Here is a 25,078-nt window from a genome sequence, read left to right on the forward strand (position 1 = left end):
CTGAGCCGATTCGTGTCTGTACCGCCCACAAGGTGTGTTTGACGAGGTTGCGACTGGAACGAAGTTGTCCCGAGGGACGGAAGCGTAATAGGTAGCCCGGCAACACACTGATGATCGTATAAAGGCCCACGACGCCCGAATGCGCCCGCCAGTTCGCCCTTACCTGCTCAGCTTTCATCCTCGAGCCCATCGTTCATCCCGTCGCCTTCCCCGCCAGACCCGACTTGACCGCCTAAGCTTCTGGTCAGCGAGCAGCCATCTACGCCCCATTTGAATGTGCGTATTGGCAACTGGAATTTTCCACCAAGAACCACTTTCCACAAAAGACGCGACGAGGTTTATCTCCATGGCACTGACACGCGAACAGCAAATTGCAGCCCTTGAAAAAGACTGGGCTGAAAACCCGCGCTGGAAAGGCGTGACACGCACTTACTCCGCTGCTGACGTCGTCCGTCTGCGTGGCTCGGTTCAACCTGAGCACACCTTTGCAAAAATGGGCGCCGAGAAGCTCTGGAACCTGGTAACCCAGGGTGCCAAGCCTGCCTTCCGCCCCGAGAAAGATTTCGTCAACTGCATGGGCGCCCTGACCGGCGGCCAGGCTGTGCAACAAGTCAAAGCCGGTATCCAGGCGATCTACCTGTCGGGCTGGCAGGTCGCTGCAGACAACAACTCTGCAGAATCGATGTACCCGGACCAGTCGCTGTACCCGGTCGACTCCGTACCGACCGTGGTCAAGCGCATCAACAACTCGTTCCGTCGTGCTGACCAGATCCAGTGGAAAGCCGGCAAGAACCCGGGCGACGAAGGTTACATCGACTACTTCGCACCGATCGTTGCCGACGCTGAAGCCGGTTTCGGTGGCGTTCTGAACGCCTACGAACTGATGAAGAGCATGATCGAAGCAGGCGCTGCCGGCGTTCACTTCGAAGACCAACTGGCGTCCGTGAAAAAATGCGGCCACATGGGCGGCAAGGTACTGGTTCCTACCCAGGAAGCCGTACAGAAGCTGACCGCTGCCCGTCTGGCGGCTGACGTTGCCGGTACTCCGACCATCATCCTGGCTCGTACCGACGCTAACGCGGCTGACCTGCTGACTTCCGACTGCGACCCGTACGACCAGCCATTCGTGACTGGCGAGCGCACCCAGGAAGGCTTCTACAAAGTTCGCGCCGGCCTCGACCAGGCTATCGCTCGCGGCCTGGCCTACGCGCCGTATGCCGACCTGATATGGTGCGAAACCGCCAAGCCGGATCTGGACGAAGCCCGTCGCTTCGCTGAAGCGATCAAAAAGGAATACCCGGACCAACTGCTGTCGTACAACTGCTCGCCTTCCTTCAACTGGAAGAAAAACCTGGACGACGCGACCATCGCCAAGTTCCAGCGCGAACTGTCCGCCATGGGTTACAAGCACCAGTTCATCACCCTGGCCGGCATTCACAACATGTGGCACAGCATGTTCAACCTGGCGCACGACTACGCCCGCAACGACATGACTGCCTACGTGAAGCTGCAAGAGCAGGAATTCGCTGACGCCGCCAAGGGTTACACCTTCGTGGCTCACCAGCAGGAAGTGGGCACCGGCTACTTCGACGACATGACCACCGTGATTCAGGGCGGCTCGTCTTCGGTTACCGCGCTGACCGGCTCCACCGAAGAAGAACAGTTCCACTGATCTGATTCGAACGAGCAAACGGCCCTTCCGGACCGAATAGAAAGCTAACCGGAATGCCGCACATCTAACGCCCCGACTGGTTCGGGGCGTTTTTTTGCGCGCGATTTGAAAGGAACCACCGAACCCTGTGGGAGCGAGCTTGCTCGCGATAGCGGAATGTCAGGTAGCACAGTATCGAATGGAAGGCCGCCATCGCGAGCAAGCTCGCTCCCACAATGGACGAAGGCGGGCAAAAGAAAACATTGATCCAGAGCGGTATTTCGATCGGCAAAACAGGGTAAAACGACCCCGCGCGTTACTTGCAGTAGCAGGGATGTAAGCGCAACTTTCCAGCCACTACCCCGAATAACGGTTTAAAAACCACTGCAAATAATATTGATTATCATTTAGCGACAAACATGTTCGTTGCAACACACACAAAACATTATTGACAAAACCCCGGCTAATGCCCGCAACGCATGGGCTGCGGGGTTTTGGAGGTGCGCTATGTCCTTATTCTTATAAATAATTTCGCCACAGAAAATTTACTTGCTCGGTGTTTAGCCATAAAATCACCGCGATTGATTGCTGCGACATATCGTCACTGCTTTGTTTCTTTTCAAGCTCAGAGACCTTTGCTCTCTGTTAAGGATTACCAGCATGCCCGAAGCGACAGGACTCATGGCCCACAACTGGGGCTTTGCCATTTTCCTTCTGGGTGTCGGCGGCCTTTGCGCCTTCATGCTCGGCGTCTCCAGCCTCCTCGGGTCAAAAGCCTGGGGCCGCAGCAAAAACGAACCGTTCGAGTCCGGCATGCTACCTACCGGTGGCGCCCGCTTGCGGCTCTCAGCCAAATTCTATCTGGTCGCGATGCTTTTCGTGATCTTCGATATCGAAGCCCTATTTCTCTTTGCCTGGTCTGTGTCCGTCCGCGAAAGCGGCTGGACCGGATTCGTCGAAGCTCTCGTTTTCATAGCAATTCTGTTGGCAGGTCTTGTCTACCTATTTCGAGTGGGCGCCCTTGATTGGGCTCCGGCAGCTCGTCGTAAGCGGCAGGCGAAGCTGAAACAATGAGGCTTTGGCAATGCAATACAATCTCACCAGGATCGACCCGGATGCTCCTAACGAGCAGTACCCGATCGGCAAGCGGGAAACCGTTTCCGATCCGTTAGAAGATCAAGTCCACAAAAACATTTTCATGGGCAAGCTCGAAGACGTGCTTAACGGCACGATCAACTGGGGGCGCAAGAACTCCCTGTGGCCGTATAACTTCGGTCTTTCGTGCTGCTACGTGGAAATGACCACCGCCTTCACGGCGCCCCACGACATCGCGCGCTTTGGTGCCGAGGTTATCCGGGCATCGCCGCGCCAGGCGGATTTCATGGTTATTGCCGGAACCTGCTTCATCAAGATGGCGCCGATCATTCAGCGTCTCTACGAGCAGATGCTCGAGCCGAAGTGGGTTATCTCCATGGGTTCGTGCGCCAACTCCGGTGGCATGTACGACATCTACTCCGTCGTTCAAGGGGTGGACAAGTTCCTGCCCGTGGACGTCTACGTGCCTGGCTGCCCGCCCCGCCCTGAAGCTTTTCTGCAAGGCTTGATGCTGTTGCAGGAGTCGATTGGCCAGGAGCGTCGCCCACTTTCCTGGGTCGTTGGTGATCAAGGCGTTTATCGCGCCGAGATGCCATCGCAAAAGGAACAGCGCCGCGAACAGCGTATTCAGGTAACCAACCTGCGCAGCCCCGACGAAGTCTGATCCAGATCTGTTCCTGCAAAGAAACGAGAAACTGGCTTCATTCTTTACGTTGACCGAAAGCGATAAAAAAACCATGACTACAGGCAGTGCTCTGTACATCCCGCCTTACAAGGCAGACGACCAGGATGTGGTCGTCGAATTGAACAACCGTTTTGGCCCTGAGGCGTTCAGCGCCCAGGCCACCCGCACCGGCATGCCGGTGCTTTGGGTTGCCCGTGCCAAACTCGTCGAAGTCCTGACCTTCCTGCGCAACCTGCCCAAGCCGTACGTCATGCTCTATGACCTGCATGGCGTGGACGAGCGTCTGCGCACCAAGCGCCAGGGTTTGCCGAGCGGTGCCGATTTCACTGTGTTCTATCACTTGATGTCGATCGAACGTAATAGTGACGTAATGATCAAGGTCGCGTTGTCCGAAAGCGACCTCAGCTTGCCGACCGTGACCGGTATCTGGCCAAACGCCAACTGGTACGAGCGTGAAGTGTGGGACATGTACGGCATCAACTTTGCCGGCCACCCGCACCTGACCCGCATCATGATGCCACCGACCTGGGAAGGTCACCCGCTGCGCAAGGACTTCCCGGCCCGTGCCACCGAGTTCGACCCGTTCAGCCTGACCCTGGCCAAGCAACAGCTTGAGGAAGAAGCCGCGCGCTTCAAACCTGAAGACTGGGGCATGAAGCGTTCCGGTCCGAACGAGGACTACATGTTCCTCAACCTGGGTCCCAACCACCCTTCGGCTCACGGTGCGTTCCGCATCATCCTGCAACTGGACGGCGAAGAGATCGTCGACTGCGTGCCGGACGTCGGTTACCACCACCGTGGTGCCGAGAAGATGGCCGAGCGTCAATCCTGGCACAGCTTCATCCCGTACACCGACCGTATCGACTACCTCGGCGGCGTGATGAACAACCTGCCGTACGTGCTCTCGGTCGAGAAGCTGGCCGGCATCAAGGTGCCAGAGAAGGTCGACGTCATCCGCATCATGATGGCCGAGTTCTTCCGGATCACCAGCCACCTGCTGTTCCTGGGGACGTACATCCAGGACGTCGGCGCCATGACTCCGGTGTTCTTCACCTTCACCGACCGCCAGAAGGCGTACACGGTGATCGAAGCCATCACCGGTTTCCGTCTGCACCCGGCCTGGTACCGCATCGGTGGTGTCGCTCACGACCTGCCACGCGGCTGGCAAAAACTGGTCAAAGACTTCGTCGAGTGGATGCCAAAGCGTCTGGACGAATACCAGAAAGCCGCACTGGACAACAGCATCCTGCGTGGCCGGACCATCGGCGTCGCCGCCTACAACACCAAAGAGGCCCTGGAATGGGGCGTCACCGGTGCAGGCTTGCGTTCGACCGGTTGCGATTTCGACCTGCGTAAAGCCCGTCCATACTCCGGCTACGAGAACTTCGAATTCGAAGTGCCGCTGGCCGCCAATGGCGATGCCTACGATCGTTGCATCGTGCGCGTTGAAGAAATGCGCCAGAGCATCAAGATCATCGACCAGTGCCTGCGCAACATGCCGGAAGGCCCGTACAAGGCGGATCACCCGCTGACCACGCCGCCGCCCAAAGAGCGCACGCTGCAGCACATCGAGACCTTGATCACGCACTTCCTGCAAGTTTCGTGGGGCCCGGTCATGCCGGCCAACGAATCCTTCCAGATGATCGAAGCGACCAAGGGCATCAACAGTTATTACCTGACGAGCGATGGCGGCACCATGAGCTACCGCACCCGGATTCGCACCCCAAGCTTCCCGCATCTGCAACAGATCCCTTCGGTGATCAAAGGCAGCATGGTCGCGGACTTGATCGCGTACCTGGGTAGTATCGATTTCGTTATGGCCGACGTGGACCGCTAAGCATGAACAGCACGCTTATCCAGACAGACCGTTTCGCCTTGAGCGAAACCGAGCGCTCGGCCATCGAGCACGAGCTGCATCACTACGAAGACCCGCGCGCGGCGTCGATCGAAGCCTTGAAGATCGTCCAGAAGGAACGTGGCTGGGTGCCTGACGGCGCGCTCTACGCCATCGGCGAGATCCTCGGCATCCCGGCCAGCGACGTTGAAGGCGTGGCGACGTTCTATAGCCAGATCTTCCGTCAGCCAGTCGGCCGTCACATTATTCGCGTCTGCGACAGCATGGTCTGCTACATCGGTGGTCACGAGTCGGTGGTCAGCGAAATCCAGAGCAAGCTGGGCATCGGCCTGGGTCAAACCACCGCCGACGGTCGTTTCACCCTGCTGCCGGTCTGCTGCCTCGGCAACTGCGACAAGGCGCCGGCGTTGATGATCGACGACGACACATTCGGCGACGTGCAGCCTGCTGGCGTTGCCAAATTGCTCGAGGGCTACGTATGACCCTGACTTCCTTCGGCCCTGCCAACCGCATCAAGCGCAGCGCAGAGACCCATCCGCTGACCTGGCGCCTGCGTGACGATGGCGAGGCAGTCTGGCTCGACGAGTACCAGGCCAAGAACGGCTACGCGGCAGCGCGCAAAGCCTTCGCCGACATGGCCCAGGACGATATCGTCCAGACCGTGAAAGATTCCGGTCTCAAGGGTCGCGGCGGCGCAGGCTTCCCCACGGGCGTGAAGTGGGGCCTGATGCCCAAAGACGAATCCATCAACATCCGCTACCTGCTGTGCAACGCGGACGAGATGGAACCCAACACCTGGAAAGACCGCATGCTGATGGAGCAACTGCCCCATCTGCTGATCGAAGGCATGCTGATCAGTGCTCGCGCGCTGAAAACCTACCGTGGCTACATCTTCCTGCGTGGCGAATACACCACCGCCGCCAAGCACCTGAACCGTGCCGTGGAAGAAGCCAAGGCAGCAGGCCTGTTGGGCAAGAACATCCTGGGCAGCGGCTTCGATTTCGAGCTGTTCGTCCACACTGGCGCCGGGCGTTATATCTGCGGTGAAGAAACCGCACTGATCAACTCCCTGGAAGGCCGCCGCGCCAACCCGCGCTCCAAGCCGCCCTTCCCTGCCGCCGTAGGCGTCTGGGGCAAGCCGACCTGCGTGAACAACGTAGAAACCCTGTGCAACGTGCCGGCGATTATTGCCGACGGCGTGGACTGGTACAAATCGTTGGCGCGCGAAGGCAGTGAAGACATGGGCACCAAGCTCATGGGCTTCTCTGGCAAGGTCAAGAACCCGGGCCTGTGGGAATTGCCATTCGGCGTCACCGGTCGCGAGCTGTTCGAAGACTACGCTGGTGGCATGCGCGACGGTTACACGCTCAAGTGCTGGCAGCCAGGCGGCGCCGGTACCGGTTTCCTGCTGCCGGAACACCTGGACGCACAAATGTACGCCGGCGGCATCGCCAAAGTGGGCACCCGTATGGGTACCGGCCTGGCCATGGCGGTGGATGACAGCGTCAACATGGTGTCCCTGCTGCGCAACATGGAAGAGTTCTTCTCCCGTGAATCGTGCGGTTTCTGCACCCCGTGCCGTGACGGTTTGCCGTGGAGCGTCAAGCTCCTGCGCGCCATCGAAAACGGTGAAGGGCAAGCCGGCGACATCGAGACCCTGCTGGGTCTGGTCGGCTTCCTCGGCCCAGGCAAGACCTTCTGTGCTCACGCACCGGGCGCCGTGGAGCCATTGGGCAGCGCAATCAAATACTTCCGTCCAGAGTTCGAAGCCGGCATCGCGCCTATCAGCAGCGTTGCCGTCCCGCCTCTGGCAAAGCCGATCCTGGTCGGCGCTTAACGCTTTAAAAAGGCGAACGGTCCGTGCCGTTCGCCTTTCGTCCGATGACGCCTTTTCAGGCTGTTTGGATTTGGACGGATAACAAGATTCCATTAGCCACGCCCGCTGACACCGGGCCAACGAAGAACTTTGAACCATGGCCACTATCCACGTAGACGGCAAAGAGCTCGAAGTCGATGGGGCAGACAACCTGTTACAGGCATGTCTGTCGCTAGGCCTCGATATCCCTTATTTCTGCTGGCACCCCGCCCTCGGCAGCGTTGGCGCTTGCCGCCAGTGCGCCGTCAAGCAGTACACCGACGAGAACGACAAGCGTGGTCGTATCGTCATGTCCTGCATGACCCCTGCGACCGACGGCAGCTGGATCTCCATCGATGACGAAGAAGCCAAAGTGTTTCGCGCAAGCGTCGTCGAATGGCTGATGACCAACCACCCGCACGACTGCCCCGTGTGCGAGGAAGGCGGTCACTGCCACCTGCAAGACATGACGGTAATGACCGGCCACAACGAGCGCCGTTACCGCTTCACCAAGCGTACCCACCAGAACCAGCAACTGGGCCCGTTCATTTCCCACGAAATGAACCGCTGCATCGCCTGCTATCGCTGCGTACGTTTCTATAAAGACTACGCCGGCGGTACCGACCTCGGTGTATTCGGCGCCCACGACAACGTGTACTTCGGTCGCGTTGAAGACGGCACCCTCGAAAGCGAGTTCTCCGGCAACCTCACCGAGGTCTGCCCGACCGGTGTGTTCACCGACAAGACTCACTCCGAGCGCTACAACCGCAAGTGGGACATGCAGTTCTCGCCGAGCATCTGCCATGGCTGCTCCAGCGGTTGCAACATCAGCCCGGGTGAGCGTTACGGCGAACTGCGTCGCATCGAAAACCGTTTCAACGGTTCGGTAAACCAGTACTTCCTGTGCGACCGTGGCCGTTTCGGCTATGGCTACGTCAACCGCGAAGATCGCCCACGTCAGCCATTGCTGGCCAACGGCGCGAAGCTGAGCCTGGACGAAGCGCTGGATAAAGCCGCTGATCTGCTGCGCGGTCGCAACATCGTCGGTATCGGTTCGCCGCGTGCCAGCCTTGAAAGCAACTACGCGCTGCGCGAACTGGTCGGTGCCGAGCACTTCTATTCGGGTATCGAAGCTTCCGAGCTTGAGCGTATTCGTTTGGTCATGCAGGTGCTGAAAGACAGCCCGCTGCCGATTCCGAACATGCGCGACGTCGAAGACCACGATGCGATTTTCGTCCTCGGTGAAGACCTGACGCAGACCGCTGCGCGTATGGCCCTGGCCCTGCGTCAATCGGTCAAAGGCAAAGCCGAAGACATGGCCGACGCGATGCGCGTTCAGCCTTGGCTCGACGCCGCGGTGAAAAACATCGGTCAGCACGCGCTGAACCCGCTGTTTATCGCCAGCCTGGCTGAAACCAAGCTCGACGACGTGGCTGAAGAATGCGTTCACGCCGCTCCGGACGACCTGGCACGTATCGGTTTCGCCGTGGCTCACGCCCTCGACGCCAGCGCTCCAGCCGTTGAAGGCCTGGACAGCGAAGCCCTCGAACTGGCTCAGCGGATCGCCAACGCCCTGCTGGCGGCCAAGCGTCCGCTGATCATCGCCGGCACTTCGCTGGGCTCCAAAGCCTTGATCGAAGCGGCGGCGAACATCGCCAAAGCCCTGAAACTGCGCGAGAAGAACGGTTCCATCAGCCTGATCGTGCCAGAGGCCAACAGCCTCGGCCTGGCCATGCTCGGTGGCGAATCGGTCGACGCAGCCCTGCAAGCGGTGATCTCTGGTCGTGCCGACGCCATCGTGGTGCTGGAAAACGATCTGTACACCCGTACCGACAAAGCCAAGGTCGATGCCGCCCTGACCGCCGCTAAAGTGGTGATCGTTGCCGACCATCAAAAAACCGCTACCAGCGATCGCGCGCACCTGGTTCTGCCAGCCGCCAGCTTCGCTGAAGGCGACGGTACGCTGGTCAGCCAGGAAGGTCGCGCCCAGCGCTTCTTCCAGGTCTTCGACCCGACTTACCTCGATGCAAGCATCCTGGTTCACGAAGGCTGGCGCTGGCTGCATGCCCTGCGCGCTACCCTGCTGAACCAGCCGATCGACTGGACCCAACTGGACCACGTCACGGCTGCCTGCGCTTCGAGCACTCCGCAACTGGCCGCTATCGTCAACGCCGCGCCGTCTGCTTCGTTCCGGATCAAAGGCCTGAAACTGGCCCGCGAACCGCTGCGTTACAGCGGCCGAACCGCCATGCGCGCCGACATCAGCGTGCACGAGCCGCGTACTTCCCAGGACAACGACACTGCGTTCTCGTTCTCCATGGAAGGTTACTCGGGCTCCGTCGAACCACGTCAGCAAGTGCCATTTGCCTGGTCGCCAGGCTGGAACTCGCCGCAAGCCTGGAACAAGTTCCAGGATGAAGTCGGTGGTCACCTGCGCGCCGGTGATCCGGGTGCTCGCCTGATCGAAAGCCAGGGTGATTCGCTGAACTGGTTCGCCAGTGTTCCGCGTGCATTCAACCCGGCTCAAGGCACCTGGCAGGTTGTGCCGTTCTACCACCTGTTCGGCAGCGAAGAGAATTCTTCGAAAGCCGCTCCGGTCCAGGAACGCATTCCAGCCGCTTACGTATCGCTGGCCAAGTCCGAAGCCGATCGTCTGGGCGTCAATGACGGTGCCATGCTGAGTTTGAACGTTGCCGGCCAGACCTTGCGTCTGCCGCTGCGCATCAATGAAGAGCTGGGTGCCGGTCTGGTAGCGTTGCCTGCGGGTATCGCCGGCATTCCACCGGCAATCTTTGGCAAATCCGTTGACGGTCTGCAGGAGGCAGCTCAATGACCTTGTTCACTCCTGAAGTGATCGACATCATCATCGCGGTCCTCAAGGCCATCGTGATCCTGCTCGCCGTGGTGGTTTGCGGCGCGCTGTTGAGCTGGGTCGAGCGTCGTTTGCTCGCCCTCTGGCAGGACCGTTACGGTCCGAACCGCGTCGGCCCGTTCGGCGCGTTCCAGATCGCGGCCGACATGATCAAGATGTTCTTCAAGGAAGACTGGACGCCGCCGTTCGCCGACAAGGTGATCTTCACCCTGGCGCCGGTCGTGGCCATGAGCGCCTTGCTGATTGCCTTCGCGATCATCCCGATCACCCCGACCTGGGGCGTGGCGGACCTGAACATCGGCATCCTGTTCTTCTTCGCCATGGCCGGTCTGTCGGTCTACGCGGTGTTGTTCGCCGGCTGGTCGAGTAACAACAAGTTCGCCCTGCTGGGCAGCTTGCGGGCCTCGGCACAAACCGTGTCGTACGAAGTGTTCATGGGCCTGTCGTTGATGGGCATCGTGATCCAGGTCGGCTCGTTCAACATGCGCGACATCGTCGATTATCAAGCCCAGCACCTGTGGTTCATCATTCCGCAGATCTTCGGTTTCCTGACCTTCTTCATTGCTGGCGTCGCCGTGACTCACCGTCACCCGTTCGACCAGCCGGAAGCGGAGCAGGAACTGGCCGACGGTTACCACATTGAATACGCCGGCATGAAATGGGGCATGTTCTTCGTCGGCGAGTACATCGGCATCGTGTTGATTTCGGCGCTGCTGGTGACCTTGTTCTTCGGTGGCTGGCACGGTCCGTTCGGCATTCTGCCGCAGATCCCGTTCATCTGGTTCGCACTGAAAACCGCGTTCTTCATCATGTTCTTCATCCTGCTGCGCGCCTCGATTCCACGCCCACGGTATGACCAAGTGATGGACTTCAGCTGGAAGTTCTGCCTGCCGCTGACCCTCGTCAACATGCTGGTGACCGCTGCGATCGTGTTGCTCAACACGCCCGCCGTCGCGGCTCAGTGAGGATAGAGAATCATGAAGTATATTTTTGACATCGTGCATGGCTTCTTCACCCAGCTTCGCAGCCTGGTGATGATTTTCGGCCATGCCTTTCGCAAGCGCGACACGCTGCAATATCCGGAAGAGGCGGTGTACCTGCCGCCGCGCTTTCGTGGGCGTATCGTCCTGACCCGCGACCCCGACGGTGAAGAGCGTTGTGTAGCCTGCAACCTGTGCGCCGTGGCATGCCCGGTCGGTTGCATCTCGCTGCAGAAAGCTGAAACCGAAGACGGCCGCTGGTACCCGGAATTTTTCCGTATCAACTTCTCGCGCTGCATTTTCTGCGGCCTCTGCGAGGAAGCCTGCCCGACCACCGCGATCCAGCTGACACCGGATTTCGAAATGGCCGAGTTCAAGCGTCAGGACCTGGTTTACGAGAAAGAAGATCTTTTGATCTCCGGCCCCGGCAAAAACCCTGACTACAACTTCTATCGTGTTGCAGGTATGGCCATTGCCGGTAAGCCGAAAGGCGCTGCGCAAAATGAAGCCGAACCGATCAACGTGAAGAGCTTGCTGCCTTAAGGAAGAAAGATGGAATTCGCTTTCTATTTCGCGTCCGGAGTTGCCGTTGTGTCCACGCTTCGCGTGATCACCAACACCAACCCAGTGCACGCCCTGCTCTACCTGATTATTTCGCTGCTCGCCGTGGCGATGACCTTTTTCAGCCTCGGTGCTCCATTCGCCGGTGTTCTGGAAGTGATCGCCTACGCCGGCGCCATCATGGTGCTGTTCGTGTTCGTGGTGATGATGCTGAATCTGGGCCCCGCCTCGATTCAGCAAGAGCGCGTCTGGCTGAAGCCCGGTATCTGGGCGGGTCCGGTGGTACTGGCTGCGCTGCTGCTGGCTGAACTGCTGTATGTGCTATTCAGCCATTCCAGCGGCACCGGCCTCGGCCACACCACCGTAGACGCCAAGGCCGTGGGCATCAGCCTGTTCGGTCCTTATCTGCTGGTGGTCGAACTCGCCTCGATGCTGCTGCTCGCCGCAGCCGTCACGGCGTTCCACTTGGGCCGCAACGAGGCGAAGGAGTAACTTTATGCCTGCTATCCCTCTCGAGCATGGCCTGGCGGTTGCCGGCATCCTGTTCTGCCTCGGTCTGGTTGGCCTGATGGTCCGCCGCAACATCCTTTTCGTGCTGATGAGCCTGGAGGTCATGATGAATGCCTCCGCACTGGCTTTCATCGTTGCCGGTAGCCGTTGGGGCCAGCCGGATGGACAGATCATGTTCATCCTGGTGATCAGCCTGGCAGCCGCCGAGGCCAGTATTGGCCTGGCGATTCTGTTGCAGCTGTATCGCCGCTTCCACACTCTCGATATCGACGCTGCCAGCGAGATGCGCGGATGAACCTTCTCTATCTGACTTTCGTATTCCCCCTGATCGGTTTCCTGCTGCTGTCGTTCTCACGCGGCCGTCTCTCGGAAAACCTCTCCGCCTTGATTGGCGTCGGTTCCATTGGCCTCTCGGCCATTGTTGCCACTTACGTGATCTGGCAGTTCAACGTCGCGCCGCCTGAAGGCGGTCACGTCACCCAGGTGTTGTGGCAGTGGATGTCGGTAGGCGATTTCAAGCCGAACTTCGCCCTGTACCTGGACGGTCTGTCCGTGACCATGCTCGGCGTGGTCGTCGGCGTGGGCTTCCTGATCCACCTGTTCGCGTCCTGGTACATGCGCGGTGAAGACGGTTACTCGCGCTTCTTCGCCTACACCAACCTGTTTATCGCCAGCATGCTGTTCCTGGTGCTGGGCGATAACCTGTTGTTCCTGTACTTCGGCTGGGAAGGCGTGGGCCTGTGCAGCTACCTGTTGATCGGTTTCTACTACAGCAACCGCAACAACGGTAACGCCGCACTCAAAGCCTTCATCGTTACCCGTGTCGGTGACGTGTTCATGGCCATCGGCCTGTTCATCCTGTTCCAACAGCTGGGCACGCTGAACATTCAAGAGCTGCTGGTCAAAGCGCCTGAGCACTTCAAGACCGGCGACTTCTGGATCGTCATGGCGACCCTGATGCTGCTGGGCGGCGCTGTCGGTAAATCCGCGCAACTGCCGCTGCAAACCTGGCTGGCGGACGCGATGGCCGGCCCTACCCCGGTTTCGGCACTGATCCACGCCGCAACCATGGTGACCGCTGGCGTCTACCTGATCGCCCGTACGCACGGTCTGTTTGCCTTGGCGCCAGACATCCTGCACCTGGTCGGCATCGTCGGCGGTGTGACCCTGGTCCTCGCCGGTTTCGCAGCCCTGGTCCAAACCGACATCAAACGTATCCTCGCCTACTCGACCATGAGCCAGATCGGCTACATGTTCCTGGCGCTGGGCGTGGGTGCCTGGGAAGGCGCGATCTTCCACCTGATGACTCACGCGTTCTTCAAGGCCCTGCTGTTCCTTGCTTCCGGCTCGGTGATCGTTGCCTGCCACCACGAACAGAACATCTTCAAGATGGGCGGTCTGTGGAAGAAACTGCCACTGGCCTATGCCAGCTTCATCGTCGGCGGTGCGGCCCTCGCGGCCCTGCCACTGGTGACCGCGGGTTTCTACTCGAAAGACGAAATCCTCTGGGAAGCCTTCGCCAGCGGTAACCACGGTCTGCTGTACGCAGGTCTGGTTGGTGCCTTCATGACGTCGCTGTACACCTTCCGCCTGATCTTCATCGCGTTCCATGGTGAAGTGAAGACCGAAGCCCACGCCGGTCACGGCATTGCTCACTGGTTGCCACTGTCGGTGCTGATCGTGCTGTCGACCGCCATTGGCGCGATGATCGTTCCGCCACTGCACGGCGTGCTGCCGGAAAGCGTTGGCCATGCCGGCGGCGAAGCCAAGCACAGCCTGGAACTCGCCTCGGGCGCTATCGCCCTGTCGGGTATCCTGCTGGCCGCGCTGCTGTTCCTTGGCAAGCGTCGCTTCGTCACCGCCATCGCCAACAGCGGCATCGGTCGTCTGCTGACTGCCTGGTGGTTCGCCGCCTGGGGCTTCGACTGGATCTACGACAAACTGTTCGTCAAGCCGTACCTGGCGATGAGCCACATGCTGCGCAAAGACCCGTTCGACCAAACCATCGGTTTGATCCCGCGTATGGCCAAAGGGGGTCACAACTCCCTGAGCCGTACCGAAACAGGTCAACTGCGTTGGTACGCCGCCTCGATGGCTGCTGGTGCCGTGCTGGTTATCGGCGCTGTCGTGCTGGTAGCGGTCTGATATGAACCTTGCGAACTTGCGAAAGGAAACGAGCCCGTCATGATTCTGCCATGGCTAATCCTGATCCCCTTCATCGGCGGCCTGCTGTGCTGGATGGGTGAGCGCTTCGGCGCTACCCTCCCCCGCTGGATTGCGCTGTTGACCATGACCCTGGAACTCGCTCTCGGCCTCTGGCTGTGGGCCCACGGTAACTATTCATTTGCTCCGGCGCCTGGCGCCGACCCGACTTGGGCGCTTGAGTTCAAGCATGTCTGGATCGAACGCTTCGGCATCAACGTGCACCTGGCCCTCGACGGCCTGTCGCTGTTGATGATCATGCTGACCGGTCTGCTGGGTGTCCTCTCGGTACTCTGCTCATGGAAAGAAATCCAGCGTCACGTTGGCTTCTTCCACCTGAACCTGATGTGGATCCTGGGCGGTGTCGTCGGCGTGTTCCTGGCCCTCGACCTGTTCATGTTCTTCTTCTTCTGGGAAATGATGCTGGTGCCGATGTACTTCCTCATCGCGCTCTGGGGTCACAGTTCTTCGGACGGCAAGAAAACCCGGATCTACGCGGCGACCAAGTTCTTCATCTTCACTCAGGCCAGCGGCCTGATCATGTTGGTGGCGATCCTGGGTCTGGTACTGGTCAACTTCAACAGCACGGGCGTGATTACCTTCAACTACGCCGACCTGTTGAAAACCAAGATGTCGCTGACCACCGAGTACGTCCTGATGCTCGGCTTCTTCATCGCCTTCGCGGTGAAGCTGCCGGTAGTGCCGTTCCACTCCTGGTTGCCGGATGCTCACGCACAGGCACCGACCGCGGGTTCCGTTGACCTGGCCGGTATTCTGCTGAAGACCGCTGCGTACGGTCTGCTGCGTTTCGCCCTGCCGTTGTTCCCGAACGCGTCGGCCGAGTTCGCGCCGTTCGCCATGGCCCTGGGTCTGGTCGGGATCTTCTACGGTGCGTTCCTGGCGTTCGCCCAGACCGACATCAAGCGTCTGGTCGCCTACTCCAGCGTTTCGCACATGGGCTTCGTGCTGATCGGCATCTACTCCGGTAGCCAGTTGGCGCTGCAAGGCGCAGTGATCCAGATGCTCGCGCACGGCCTGTCGGCAGCGGCACTCTTTATCCTCTGCGGCCAGCTCTACGAGCGCACCCACACTCGCGACATGCGTGAAATGGGTGGCCTGTGGTCGAAGATCGCCTACCTGCCAGCCGTCAGCCTATTCTTCGCTGCGGCCTCGCTGGGCTTGCCGGTAACCGGTAACTTCGTCGGTGAGTTCCTGATCCTGATCGGCACCTTCGCCAGCGCGCCATGGGTCACCGTGATCGCGACCGCAGGCCTGGTGTTCGGTTCGGTCTACTCGCTGATCATGATCCACCGTGCCTACTTCGGCCCGTCCAAATCGGACGCCGTGCTGCACGGCATGGATACTCGCGAACTGATCATGGTGGTTGGACTGGCGGCACTGCTGATTTACATCGGCGTCTACCCGCAACCGTTCCTCGATACCTCTGCCGCGACGATGCATGGCGTGCAGCAATGGTTCGGTACCGCCTTCACTCAACTCGCTTCGGCCCGGTAAGAGCGCTATGGACTTTACGATTCAACACTTTATCGCGCTTGCGCCATTGTTGATCACCAGCGCCACGATCATCGTGGTGATGCTGGCGATCGCCTGGCGTCGCAACCACTCACAGACCTTCCTGCTGTCGGTAGCGGGTCTGAACCTGGCCTTGCTGTCGATCCTGCCAGCCCTGAAAGTCGCGCCTCTGGCCGTGACTCCATTGCTGCAGATCGACAGCTTTGCCTGTCTGTACATGGCGTTGATCCTGGTCGCCACCCTCGCTTGCGTCACCCTCGCCCACGCCTACCTCGGCGATGGCGGCACGGGTTACCCGGGCAACCGTGAAGAACTGTACCTGCTGATCCTGATGGCCGCCGCCGGTGGCCTGGTTCTGGTCAGTGCGCAGCACCTGGCCGGGTTGTTCGTCGGTCTGGAACTGCTCTCGGTGCCGGTCTACGGGCTGGTGGCCTATGCCTTCTTCAACAAGCGTTCACTGGAAGCCGGCATCAAGTACATGGTGCTGTCGGCAGCCGGTTCCGCGTTCCTGTTGTTCGGCATGGCCCTGCTCTACGCCGAAGCCGGCACCCTGAGCTTCAGCGGCATCGGCCAGGCCCTTGCGGCCACCGGCCTGCCAAGCCCGCTGGCGCAAATGGGTCTGGGCATGATGCTGATCGGCCTGGCATTCAAGCTGTCGCTGGTACCGTTCCACCTCTGGACTCCGGACGTCTACGAAGGTGCTCCGGCACCGGTTGCAGCGTTCCTGGCGACCGCCTCGAAAGTTGCCGTGTTCGCGGTGATGGTGCGTCTGTTCCAGATCTCGCCAGTGGCCAACAGCGGTGTGTTGAGCACCGTGCTGACCGTGATCGCGATTGCCTCGATCCTGTTCGGTAACCTGTTGGCGCTGACCCAGAGCAACCTCAAGCGTCTGCTGGGTTACTCGTCCATCGCGCACTTCGGTTACCTGTTGATCGCCCTGGTGGCGAGCAAGGGCCTGGCCATGGAAGCCATCGGTGTGTACCTGGTCACCTACGTGATCACCAGCCTCGGCGCTTTCGGCGTGATCACCCTGATGTCCTCGCCGTACAAAGGTCGTGATGCAGACGCGCTGTACGAGTACCGCGGCCTGTTCTGGCGTCGTCCGTACCTGACCGCTGTACTGACCGTGATGATGTTGTCCCTGGCCGGTATCCCGCTGACCGCAGGCTTTATCGGCAAGTTCTACATCATCGCGACTGGCGTCGAGTCTCACCAATGGTGGCTGGTCGCTTCCCTGGTACTGGGCAGCGCCATCGGCGTCTTCTACTACCTGCGCGTCATGGTCACCCTGTACCTGATCGAGCCAAACCTGCGTCGCGTCGACGCCCAGCTGCACTGGGAACAAAAGGCAGGCGGCGTCATGCTCCTGGCCATCGCAGTGCTGGCGTTCTTCCTCGGTCTGTACCCACAGCCGCTGCTGGCACTGGTTCAGCAGACTGGCCTGGCGGGTTGATCGCTTAAGCAACACGCAGCAGAAAACACAAACGGCACCTTCGGGTGCCGTTTTTGCGTTTGGGCTGGAGAAATCTGGTATCTGGGATGGCCCCATCGCGAGCAAGCTCGCTCCCACAGTTAATCACAGGCATGCACAAATAGTGTGCTGACAGTAGATCCCCTGTGGGAGCGAGCTTGCTCGCGATGGCGTCAGCCCAGACGCTGCTGCACTTGTGCCCTGCTCATAAACAAAAACCCGCACAAGGCGGGTATTGTTTTTAGCTCAAGCAGGCTTTAGTCAGCCAGACGCCAGGTCGTGCCGCCCTTGCCGTCTTCCAGCACCACGCCCATGGCGGTGAGCTGGTCGCGGATGCGGTCCGATTCGGCCCAGTCCTTGTTGGCACGGGCTGTCAGGCGAGCCTGAATCAGTGCATCGACTTCTGCCGCATCGACCCGGCCTTCAGCGCCGGCTTGCAGGAAGTCATCGGCTTCGAGCTGCAACACGCCGAGCACGCTGGCCAGTTCTTTCAGACGAGCCGCCAGACCTGCCGCCGCATTAAGATCGCTCTCACGCAGGCGGTTGATCTCGCGCACCATCTCGAACAACACCGCGCAAGCTTCCGGCGTGCCGAAGTCGTCGTTCATCACCTGGGTGAAACGCTCGACAAAGGCTTCGCCACCGGCGGCCGGAACCGTCGGCAGGCCTTTCAATGCGTGGTAGAAACGCTCCAGAGCGCCTTTGGCGTCCTTGAGGTTGTCTTCCGAGTAGTTGATCGCGCTGCGGTAATGGCTCGACACCAGCAGGTAACGCACGACTTCCGGGTGGTACTTGTCGAGCACATCGCGAATGGTGAAGAAGTTGTTCAGGGACTTGGACATCTTCTCGCCATTGATGCGAATCATCCCGCAGTGCATCCACGCGTTGGCGTAGGTCTTGCCGGTAGCCGCTTCGCTCTGGGCGATTTCGTTTTCATGGTGCGGGAACTCGAGGTCGCTGCCGCCGCCATGAATATCGAAGGTCTCACCGAGGCAGCAGGTCGACATCACCGAGCACTCGATGTGCCAGCCCGGACGCCCGGCGCCCCATGGCGATTCCCAGCTCGGCTCGCCCGGTTTGGCGGCTTTCCACAGCACGAAGTCCAGTGGGTCCTGTTTCGACTCGTCGACTTCGATCCGGGCGCCGATGCGCAGGTCTTCGATTTTCTTGCGCGACAGCTTGCCGTAACCCATGAACTTGGCGACGCGGTAGTACACGTCGCCGTTACCCGGTGCGTAGGCATAACCCTTGTCGATCAGGGTCTGGATCATCGCGTGCATGCCGGCGATGTGGCCGGTGGCGCGCGGTTCCATGTCCGGTTTGAGGATGTTCAGGCGCGACTCGTCTTCGTGCATTGCCGCGATCATGCGCTCGGTCAACGCTTCGAACGACTCGCCGTTTTCACGGGCGCGATTGATGATCTTGTCGTCGATGTCGGTGATATTGCGCACGTAGGTCAGGTCATAACCGCTGAACCGCAACCAGCGGGTCACCAGGTCGAACGCGACCATGCTGCGGCCGTGGCCCAGGTGGCAGTAGTCGTACACGGTCATCCCGCAGACGTACATGCGCACCTTGTTGCCATCCAGCGGCTTGAAGACTTCTTTGCTCTTGGTGAGCGTGTTGTAGATCGTAAGCACGATTGTTCCTTGGCTCTAAATCACTGGCCCCACGAATCACGCAGGGTCACGGTGCGGTTGAATACCGGGTGACCGGGTTTCGAGTCCTTGATATCCGCGACGAAGTAACCTTCGCGCTCGAACTGGAAACGGTCTTCCGGCTGTGCATTGCCCAACGAAGGCTCAGCACGACAACCGGTAAGCACCTGCAGCGAATCAGGGTTGATGTTGTCCAGGAAACCGGCGCTGTCTTCGGCCTTCTCAGGGTTCGGCGAACGGAACAGTCGATCGTACAGACGCACTTCACACTCGACGCTGGCCGCCGCCGGCACCCAGTGAATCACGCCTTTGACCTTGCGGCCTTCAGGGTTCTTGCCGAGGGTTTCCGGGTCGTACGAGCAACGCAGTTCGACGATGTTGCCATCGGCGTCCTTGATCGCTTCGTCGGCGCGGATCACGTAGCTGCCACGCAGACGCACTTCACCGGCTGGCTCCAGGCGCTTGTAGCCCTTTGGCGGCTCTTCCATGAAGTCTTCACGGTCGATGTAGATCTCACGGGCGAATGGCAGAACCCGCACGCCCATGTCTTCTTTCGGGTGACACGCCAGTTCGAGGTTCTCGACCTGACCTTCCGGGTAGTTGGTGATCACGACTTTCAGCGGACGCAGCACGCACATGGCGCGTGGCGCGCTATGGTCGAGGTCGTCACGGATGCTGAATTCGAGCATGCCGAAATCGACGACGCCGTCGGAACGGTTGGTGCCGATCATTTCGCAGAAATTGCGGATCGATTTAGGCGTGTAGCCACGGCGGCGGAAGCCCGACAGCGTGGACATGCGTGGGTCGTCCCAGCCATTGACGTGTTTTTCATCGACCAGTTGCTTGAGCTTGCGCTTGCTGGTGATGGTGTAGTTCAGGTTCAGGCGGCTGAATTCGTACTGGCGCGGGTGCGCCGGTACTGGCAGCGCGTCCAGGAACCAGTCGTACAGCGGACGGTGGCTTTCGAACTCCAGGGTGCAGATCGAGTGGGTGATGCCTTCGATGGCGTCCGACTGACCGTGGGTGAAGTCATAGTTGGGGTAGATGCACCACTTGTCACCGGTCTGGTGGTGATGCGCGTGACGGATGCGGTACATGATCGGATCGCGCAGGTTCATGTTCGGCGAGGCCATGTCGATCTTGGCCCGCAGCACGCGTGCGCCGTCCTGGAATTCGCCGGCCTTCATGCGGGCGAACCAATCCAGGTTTTCTTCCACGGAGCGGTCACGGAACGGGCTGTTCTTGCCCGGCTCGGTCAGGCTGCCACGGTATTCCTTGGCCTGCTCGGGGCTCAGGTCATCGACGTAGGCCTTGCCGGCCTTGATCAGTTCGACGGCCCAGTCGTGCAACTGGTCGAAATACTGCGAGGCGTAGCGCACTTCACCGGACCATTCGAAGCCCAGCCATTTGATGTCGCTTTCGATCGCGTCGATGTATTCCTGGTCTTCCTTGGCCGGGTTGGTGTCGTCGAAACGCAGGTGCGTCACGCCACCGAACTCCTGGGCCAGCCCGAAGTTCACACAGATCGACTTGGCGTGACCGATGTGCAGGTAGCCGTTGGGCTCAGGCGGGAAACGGGTGACGATCTGCGTGTGCTTACCCGAGTCCAGGTCCGCCTGGATGATCGGGCGCAGGAAATTGACCGGCACGGCAGGGCCAGTCTTGGAATTCGAGGTAGGGTCGACAGTGGGCTTGCTCATAGGATCCTTGAACGTACATGTGCGTGGCCGGAACAAAGGCCTGACAAAACAAAGCCGCTATCATAGCCGATGCGGTCAAGCGCCTGACAGAGCAGGCCCCAAAACTGCTGCTTTTAATCCACCGGATATGAAAAACAGCCTCGAAATTCGCAGCCATCACGCTAAACTGCGCACCTTGGCGTTTTTTTGCCAAACAGGTACGGGCTCGCACGCGTCTTGCAGCGCCCCGAAAGCCACGAATTCCTTGAATAGAGTACCCATCATGACTCAAGTCAAACTGACCACCAACCACGGCGACATCGTCCTGGAACTGAACGCCGAGAAAGCCCCGATCACCGTGGCCAACTTCATCGAATACGTTAAAGCCGGTCACTATGAAAACACCGTTTTCCACCGTGTCATCGGCAACTTCATGATCCAGGGCGGCGGTTTCGAGCCAGGCATGAAGGAAAAGAAAGACAAGCGCCCAAGCATCCAGAACGAAGCCGACAACGGTCTTTCCAACGACAAGTACACCGTCGCCATGGCGCGCACCATGGAGCCGCATTCGGCTTCCGCGCAGTTCTTCATCAACGTCGCCGACAACAGTTTCCTCAACCACAGCGGCAAGAACGTTCAGGGCTGGGGTTATGCCGTGTTCGGTAAAGTGACCGCCGGCACCGACGTCGTCGACAAGATCAAAGGTGTTTCGACCACCATGAAGTCCGGCCACCAGGACGTACCAGCAGAAGACGTGATCATCGAGAAAGCCGAGATCATTGAGTGATATTGCTGATTTCAGATTTACATCTGGAAGAGGAGCGCCCGGACATTACCCGGGCGTTTCTGGATTTGCTCGCCACCCGCGCCCGCGCAGCGCAAGCGCTATACATTCTCGGCGACTTTTTCGAGGTGTGGATTGGCGACGACGCCATGACCCCCTTCCAACGCTCCATCTGCCAGGCCCTGCGCGAACTTAGCGACAGCGGCACGGCGATATTTCTGATGCACGGCAATCGCGACTTCCTGCTCGGCAAGGCCTTCTGCAAAGCAGCCGGCTGTACCCTGCTCAAAGACCCGAGTGTCGTGCAGATCCATGGTGAGCCGGTGCTGTTGATGCACGGCGACAGTCTGTGTACCCGTGACGAAAGCTATATGAAACTGCGCCGCTACCTGCGCAACCCCATCAGCTTGTTCGTGCTGCGCCATCTGCCATTGCGCACCCGCCAAAAACTGGCGCGTAAGCTGCGCAGCGAAAGCCGTGCGCAAACCCGGATGAAAGCCAATGACATCGTCGATGTGACCCCCGAGGAAATCCCGCGGATCATGCAGCAGTACGGGGTGAAAACCCTGGTCCACGGCCACACCCACCGCCCCGCCATCCACAAATTGCAGATTGGCGAGCAGGCGGCCAAACGCATTGTGCTGGGGGATTGGGATCGTCAGGGTTGGGCGTTGCAGGTGGATGAGCAGGGGTTTGCGCTTGCTCCATTTGATTTTGCCCCGCCACCGCAGCTGGCAGCGCCCGCTAACTGACAGCAAAACACAAAACCCTGTGGGAGCGAGCTTGCTCGCGATAGCGGATTCATATTCAACATCTTTGTTGACTGATCCACCGCCATCGCGAGCAAGCTCGCTCCCACATTGGCCGCGTTTCGCTACATCAATGTCCGGCCGCCTCCGGCCCCGCCTTCGCCGCAAACGGCGGCTTGGCCAGCCACACCAGCAGAATCAAGCCCATGAAGCCCCAGCCCAACAGCGTGAAGTAATCCACGGTGGAGAGCATGTACGCCTGACTGGTCAGCACGTGATCGAGCTGCGCATACGCCGGATTCCCCGCCCCCCCCAACGTATTCAACGTGTCGCGGGTTGCCGGATCGAAGGTGCTGAGGCTTTCGCTCAGGTAAGCGTGATGCTGATCGGCGCGACGGATCCAGATCCAGGTGGTCAGCGATGCCGCGAAGCTGCCGCCCAAGGTCCGCAGGAACGTCGCCAGGCCTGCACCATCGGCGATCTGATGCGGTGGCAGGTCCGACATCAGAATGCTCAGGGTCGGCATGAAGAACAGCGCCACGCCAATCCCCATAAACAGCTGCACCAGTGCCACGTGCTGGAAGTCCACCTCATTGGTGAACCCGGCGCGCATGAAGCAGCTCAAGCCAATCGCCAGGAACGCCAGCCCGGCCAGCAGCCGCAGGTCGAACTTGTGCGCGTACTTGCCGACAAACGGCGACATCAGCACCGGCAGAATACCGATCGGCGCCACCGCCAGCCCGGCCCAGGTTGCGGTGTAGCCCATCTGGGTCTGCAGCCACTGCGGCAGAATCAGGTTGATGCCAAAGAACCCGGCGTAACCCAGGACCAACACGATGGTGCCGATCCGGAAGTTGCGATGGGCGAACAGCCGCAGGTTGACCACCGGGTGCTTGTCGGTCATTTCCCAGATCACGAACACTGCCAGCGCGATCGCTGAAATAGCCGCACCAATGATGATGAAATTCGACTCGAACCAGTCCAGGTCATTGCCCTTGTCGAGGATGATCTGCAACGCGCCGACACCAATGATCAATGTGATCAGGCCGACGTAATCCATAGGTTGGTAACTCGTCACCACCGGCCGCGCCTTGAGTTGCTGGCGCACGACCATTACCGCGAAAATCCCGATGGGCACGTTGATAAAGAAGATCCACGGCCAGCTATAACTGTCGGTAATCCAGCCGCCGAGAATCGGACCGGCTATCGGCGCCACCACCGTGACCATCGCCAGCAACGCCAAGGCCATGCCGCGCCTGGCTGGCGGATAGACCGCGATCAGCAAGGTCTGGGTCATCGGATACAAGGGACCTGCCACCAGCCCTTGAAGCACGCGAAAGCCGATCAACTCGGGCATCGAGGTGGAGATACCGCAGAGAAACGACGCCAGCACGAACAAAATCGTGGCCCAGAGAAACAGCTTCACCTCGCCGAAGCGCCGGCTCAGCCAGCCCGTCAATGGCAATGCAATCGCGTTGCTCACGGCGAACGAAGTGATGACCCAGGTGCCCTGCTCCGAACTCACGCCCAGGTTGCCGGAAATAGTCGGCAAGGCCACGTTGGCGATGGTGGTGTCGAGCACTTGCATGAAGGTCGCCAGCGACAGGCCAATGGTGCTGAGCACCAGGCTGGGCGGCTTGAAAGACGCATTATTGCTCATCGCGAATCCTTTGAAACGAGACAGTCGCTGCGACCGTTACGGCCGCAGCTGACGGATTGGCGAATCAGCGTTGAGCGGTTTTGCTCGCCACTGAACTGTTGTCGTGGATCAGGCGGGTGATCATCGCGTCGGCATCAGCCAACTGACGGTCATAGACGTTGGTGCTGAACGAGGCCTTTTGCGGCGGCTGTTGCGCCAGCACCGGACCGCTCTGGTCGCGCAGGTTGACGTTGACCATCGTCGACAGGCCAACCCGCAATGGGTGCTCGGCCAGTTGCTCGGCGTTGATGTGAATCCGCACCGGCACCCGCTGAACGATCTTGATCCAGTTACCCGTGGCGTTTTGCGCCGGCAGCAAGGCAAACGCGCTGCCGGTCCCGGCGCCGAGGCTGTCGATGGTGCCGTTGTATTTCACTGCGCTGCCGTAGAGATCGGCTTCGATGTCCACCGGCTGACCGATGCGCATGTCACTCAGTTGGGTTTCCTTGAAGTTGGCGTCGATCCACAGTTGATCCAAAGGGATTACCGCCATCAGCGCAGTGCCCGGCTGAACCCGCTGGCCAAGCTGCACAGTGCGCTTGGCCACATAACCGGTGACCGGTGCAATCAGCGTGCTGCGGGCGTTGGTCAGGTAAGCCTGGCGCACTTGCGCGGCGGCAGCCTGCACATCCGGGTGGGACGACACCACGGTGTCATCGACCAGTGCATTGGTAGTGTTAAGTTGCTGTTGGGCGTTGGCCAGGGCGTTTTGTGCCGAGGTCAGGTCATCCCGAGCGTGGGACAGTTCTTCCTGCGAGATCGCCCCGCCGGCCGCCAGATTCTTCCGGCGATTGAAGTTGTCCTGAGCCTTTTGCACTTCGGCTTTCTGCGCGTTGACCTGAGCTTTCATGCCGTCGACGTTGCTGTACAGGCCGCGCACCTGACGCACGGTGCGGGCCAGATTGGCCTGGGCACTTTGCAGTCCGACTTGCGCGTCGTTCGGGTCGAAGTTGACCAGCACCTGGCCTTCGTGAACCAGATCGCCGTCATCGGCACCGATGCTGACAACCGTGCCGGTAACCAGCGGCGTGATTTCCACCACGTTGCCATTGACGTAGGCATCGTCGGTGCTTTCGCTCCAACGTCCGTAGAGCTCGTGCCAGCCCCAGACACCGAGGCCGCCAAGAATCACCAGGATCGTCAGCACCAGCAGCATAAATTTACGTTTGCCTGGATTGCCCGTGTCTTGGGCGCTTTCAGGGGTTGAGTTGGTTTCGACAGTGGCCATGACAAGTACCT

Annotated in this window: 20 protein-coding genes; 16 read left to right on the forward strand and 4 right to left on the reverse strand. The window is 59.8% G+C overall.

The window, feature by feature from the left end; all coding sequences use genetic code 11:
* Positions 1-346 precede the first annotated feature (346 nt).
* The 14 genes from aceA (at position 347) to nuoN (ending at position 17,252) form a co-directional block, all read left to right on the forward strand.
* Positions 347-1,672: an isocitrate lyase gene (gene aceA / locus AC1RKH_RS18860; RefSeq protein ID WP_019689825.1), complete on the forward strand. Its 1,326-nt coding sequence runs from the start codon at positions 347-349 to the stop codon at positions 1,670-1,672.
* Between the two features lie 639 nt (positions 1,673-2,311).
* A complete protein-coding gene (locus tag AC1RKH_RS18865) occupies positions 2,312-2,725 on the forward strand; it encodes an NADH-quinone oxidoreductase subunit A (protein WP_095079282.1) in 414 nt (137 codons plus the stop codon).
* Between the two features lie 10 nt (positions 2,726-2,735).
* A complete protein-coding gene (locus AC1RKH_RS18870) occupies positions 2,736-3,410 on the forward strand; it encodes a NuoB/complex I 20 kDa subunit family protein (protein WP_008014893.1) in 675 nt (224 codons plus the stop codon).
* A 73-nt stretch (positions 3,411-3,483) separates the two neighbouring features.
* Positions 3,484-5,268: an NADH-quinone oxidoreductase subunit C/D gene (gene nuoC, locus AC1RKH_RS18875; protein ID WP_123426094.1), complete on the forward strand. Its 1,785-nt coding sequence runs from the start codon at positions 3,484-3,486 to the stop codon at positions 5,266-5,268.
* Between the two features lie 2 nt (positions 5,269-5,270).
* Positions 5,271-5,768, forward strand: a complete 498-nt coding sequence (gene nuoE / locus AC1RKH_RS18880) for an NADH-quinone oxidoreductase subunit NuoE (RefSeq protein WP_007970445.1) — start codon at positions 5,271-5,273, stop codon at positions 5,766-5,768.
* A complete protein-coding gene (gene nuoF / locus AC1RKH_RS18885; RefSeq protein ID WP_123425882.1) occupies positions 5,765-7,123 on the forward strand; it encodes an NADH-quinone oxidoreductase subunit NuoF in 1,359 nt (452 codons plus the stop codon). The genes nuoE and nuoF overlap by 4 nt, the downstream gene beginning before the upstream one ends.
* A 136-nt stretch (positions 7,124-7,259) precedes the next feature.
* Positions 7,260-9,974, forward strand: coding sequence for an NADH-quinone oxidoreductase subunit NuoG (gene nuoG, locus AC1RKH_RS18890; protein ID WP_493061710.1), 2,715 nt, complete (start codon positions 7,260-7,262; stop codon positions 9,972-9,974).
* Positions 9,971-10,978: an NADH-quinone oxidoreductase subunit NuoH gene (gene nuoH, locus AC1RKH_RS18895; RefSeq protein ID WP_123425880.1), complete on the forward strand. Its 1,008-nt coding sequence runs from the start codon at positions 9,971-9,973 to the stop codon at positions 10,976-10,978. The genes nuoG and nuoH overlap by 4 nt, the downstream gene beginning before the upstream one ends.
* Positions 10,979-10,990: 12 nt before the next feature.
* Entirely contained in the window at positions 10,991-11,536 is a 546-nt protein-coding gene (nuoI, locus tag AC1RKH_RS18900; RefSeq protein ID WP_218192018.1) for an NADH-quinone oxidoreductase subunit NuoI, read from the forward strand.
* A gap of 9 nt (positions 11,537-11,545) precedes the next feature.
* Positions 11,546-12,046 carry an NADH-quinone oxidoreductase subunit J gene (gene nuoJ, locus AC1RKH_RS18905; RefSeq protein WP_123425879.1) on the forward strand — a complete coding sequence of 167 codons (501 nt, stop codon included), beginning with the start codon at positions 11,546-11,548 and terminating at the stop codon, positions 12,044-12,046.
* Between the two features lie 4 nt (positions 12,047-12,050).
* Positions 12,051-12,359, forward strand: coding sequence for an NADH-quinone oxidoreductase subunit NuoK (gene nuoK, locus AC1RKH_RS18910; protein WP_007905077.1), 309 nt, complete (start codon positions 12,051-12,053; stop codon positions 12,357-12,359).
* Positions 12,356-14,209, forward strand: coding sequence for an NADH-quinone oxidoreductase subunit L (gene nuoL / locus AC1RKH_RS18915; RefSeq protein ID WP_493061709.1), 1,854 nt, complete (start codon positions 12,356-12,358; stop codon positions 14,207-14,209). Before nuoK ends, nuoL begins: the two co-directional genes overlap by 4 nt.
* A 39-nt stretch (positions 14,210-14,248) precedes the next feature.
* Positions 14,249-15,781 carry an NADH-quinone oxidoreductase subunit M gene (nuoM, locus tag AC1RKH_RS18920; RefSeq protein ID WP_123425877.1) on the forward strand — a complete coding sequence of 511 codons (1,533 nt, stop codon included), beginning with the start codon at positions 14,249-14,251 and terminating at the stop codon, positions 15,779-15,781.
* Positions 15,782-15,788: 7 nt separating this feature from the next.
* Positions 15,789-17,252: an NADH-quinone oxidoreductase subunit NuoN gene (nuoN, locus tag AC1RKH_RS18925; RefSeq protein ID WP_493061708.1), complete on the forward strand. Its 1,464-nt coding sequence runs from the start codon at positions 15,789-15,791 to the stop codon at positions 17,250-17,252.
* Between the two features lie 275 nt (positions 17,253-17,527).
* Here nuoN and cysS read toward each other — a convergent pair whose 3' ends face one another.
* Positions 17,528-18,910 (reverse strand): cysteine--tRNA ligase, encoded by a 1,383-nt coding sequence (gene cysS / locus AC1RKH_RS18930; RefSeq protein ID WP_123425875.1) that lies wholly within the window; start codon positions 18,908-18,910, stop codon positions 17,528-17,530.
* 20 nt (positions 18,911-18,930) lie between these two features.
* Positions 18,931-20,628, reverse strand: a complete 1,698-nt coding sequence (locus tag AC1RKH_RS18935) for a glutamine--tRNA ligase/YqeY domain fusion protein (protein WP_493061707.1) — start codon at positions 20,626-20,628, stop codon at positions 18,931-18,933.
* Between the two features lie 262 nt (positions 20,629-20,890).
* On the opposite strand from AC1RKH_RS18935, the gene AC1RKH_RS18940 reads away from it, so the two are divergent.
* Both AC1RKH_RS18940 and lpxH read left to right on the forward strand, forming a co-directional pair.
* Positions 20,891-21,394 (forward strand): peptidylprolyl isomerase, encoded by a 504-nt coding sequence (locus AC1RKH_RS18940; protein WP_123425873.1) that lies wholly within the window; start codon positions 20,891-20,893, stop codon positions 21,392-21,394.
* A complete protein-coding gene (gene lpxH, locus AC1RKH_RS18945) occupies positions 21,391-22,143 on the forward strand; it encodes a UDP-2,3-diacylglucosamine diphosphatase (protein ID WP_493061706.1) in 753 nt (250 codons plus the stop codon). The genes AC1RKH_RS18940 and lpxH overlap by 4 nt, the downstream gene beginning before the upstream one ends.
* A gap of 127 nt (positions 22,144-22,270) precedes the next feature.
* Here lpxH and AC1RKH_RS18950 read toward each other — a convergent pair whose 3' ends face one another.
* Complete coding sequence (locus AC1RKH_RS18950; RefSeq protein WP_123425871.1) at positions 22,271-23,800, reverse strand: DHA2 family efflux MFS transporter permease subunit; 1,530 nt, start codon at positions 23,798-23,800, stop codon at positions 22,271-22,273.
* A gap of 64 nt (positions 23,801-23,864) precedes the next feature.
* On the reverse strand, positions 23,865-25,067 hold the full coding sequence (locus AC1RKH_RS18955; protein WP_493061705.1) for an HlyD family secretion protein: 1,203 nt from the start codon (positions 25,065-25,067) through the stop codon (positions 23,865-23,867).
* Positions 25,068-25,078 lie beyond the last annotated feature (11 nt).

Source organism: Pseudomonas sp. GW822-FHT06B12 (assembly GCF_058799675.1).

Excerpts from the sequence above, each read along its gene's own strand:
- aceA (WP_019689825.1), top strand. The coding sequence starts at position 347 with ATGGCACTGACACGCGAACAGCAAATTGCAGCCCTTGAAAAAGACTGG.
- AC1RKH_RS18865 (WP_095079282.1), top strand. The coding sequence starts at position 2,312 with ATGCCCGAAGCGACAGGACTCATGGCCCACAACTGGGGCTTTGCCATT.
- AC1RKH_RS18870 (WP_008014893.1), top strand. The coding sequence starts at position 2,736 with ATGCAATACAATCTCACCAGGATCGACCCGGATGCTCCTAACGAGCAG.
- nuoC (WP_123426094.1), top strand. The coding sequence starts at position 3,484 with ATGACTACAGGCAGTGCTCTGTACATCCCGCCTTACAAGGCAGACGAC.
- nuoE (WP_007970445.1), top strand. The coding sequence starts at position 5,271 with ATGAACAGCACGCTTATCCAGACAGACCGTTTCGCCTTGAGCGAAACC.
- nuoF (WP_123425882.1), top strand. The coding sequence starts at position 5,765 with ATGACCCTGACTTCCTTCGGCCCTGCCAACCGCATCAAGCGCAGCGCA.
- nuoG (WP_493061710.1), top strand. The coding sequence starts at position 7,260 with ATGGCCACTATCCACGTAGACGGCAAAGAGCTCGAAGTCGATGGGGCA.
- nuoH (WP_123425880.1), top strand. The coding sequence starts at position 9,971 with ATGACCTTGTTCACTCCTGAAGTGATCGACATCATCATCGCGGTCCTC.
- nuoI (WP_218192018.1), top strand. The coding sequence starts at position 10,991 with ATGAAGTATATTTTTGACATCGTGCATGGCTTCTTCACCCAGCTTCGC.
- nuoJ (WP_123425879.1), top strand. The coding sequence starts at position 11,546 with ATGGAATTCGCTTTCTATTTCGCGTCCGGAGTTGCCGTTGTGTCCACG.
- nuoK (WP_007905077.1), top strand. The coding sequence starts at position 12,051 with ATGCCTGCTATCCCTCTCGAGCATGGCCTGGCGGTTGCCGGCATCCTG.
- nuoL (WP_493061709.1), top strand. The coding sequence starts at position 12,356 with ATGAACCTTCTCTATCTGACTTTCGTATTCCCCCTGATCGGTTTCCTG.
- nuoM (WP_123425877.1), top strand. The coding sequence starts at position 14,249 with ATGATTCTGCCATGGCTAATCCTGATCCCCTTCATCGGCGGCCTGCTG.
- nuoN (WP_493061708.1), top strand. The coding sequence starts at position 15,789 with ATGGACTTTACGATTCAACACTTTATCGCGCTTGCGCCATTGTTGATC.
- AC1RKH_RS18935 (WP_493061707.1), bottom strand. The coding sequence starts at position 20,628 with ATGAGCAAGCCCACTGTCGACCCTACCTCGAATTCCAAGACTGGCCCT.
- AC1RKH_RS18940 (WP_123425873.1), top strand. The coding sequence starts at position 20,891 with ATGACTCAAGTCAAACTGACCACCAACCACGGCGACATCGTCCTGGAA.
- AC1RKH_RS18950 (WP_123425871.1), bottom strand. The coding sequence starts at position 23,800 with ATGAGCAATAATGCGTCTTTCAAGCCGCCCAGCCTGGTGCTCAGCACC.
- AC1RKH_RS18955 (WP_493061705.1), bottom strand. The coding sequence starts at position 25,067 with ATGGCCACTGTCGAAACCAACTCAACCCCTGAAAGCGCCCAAGACACG.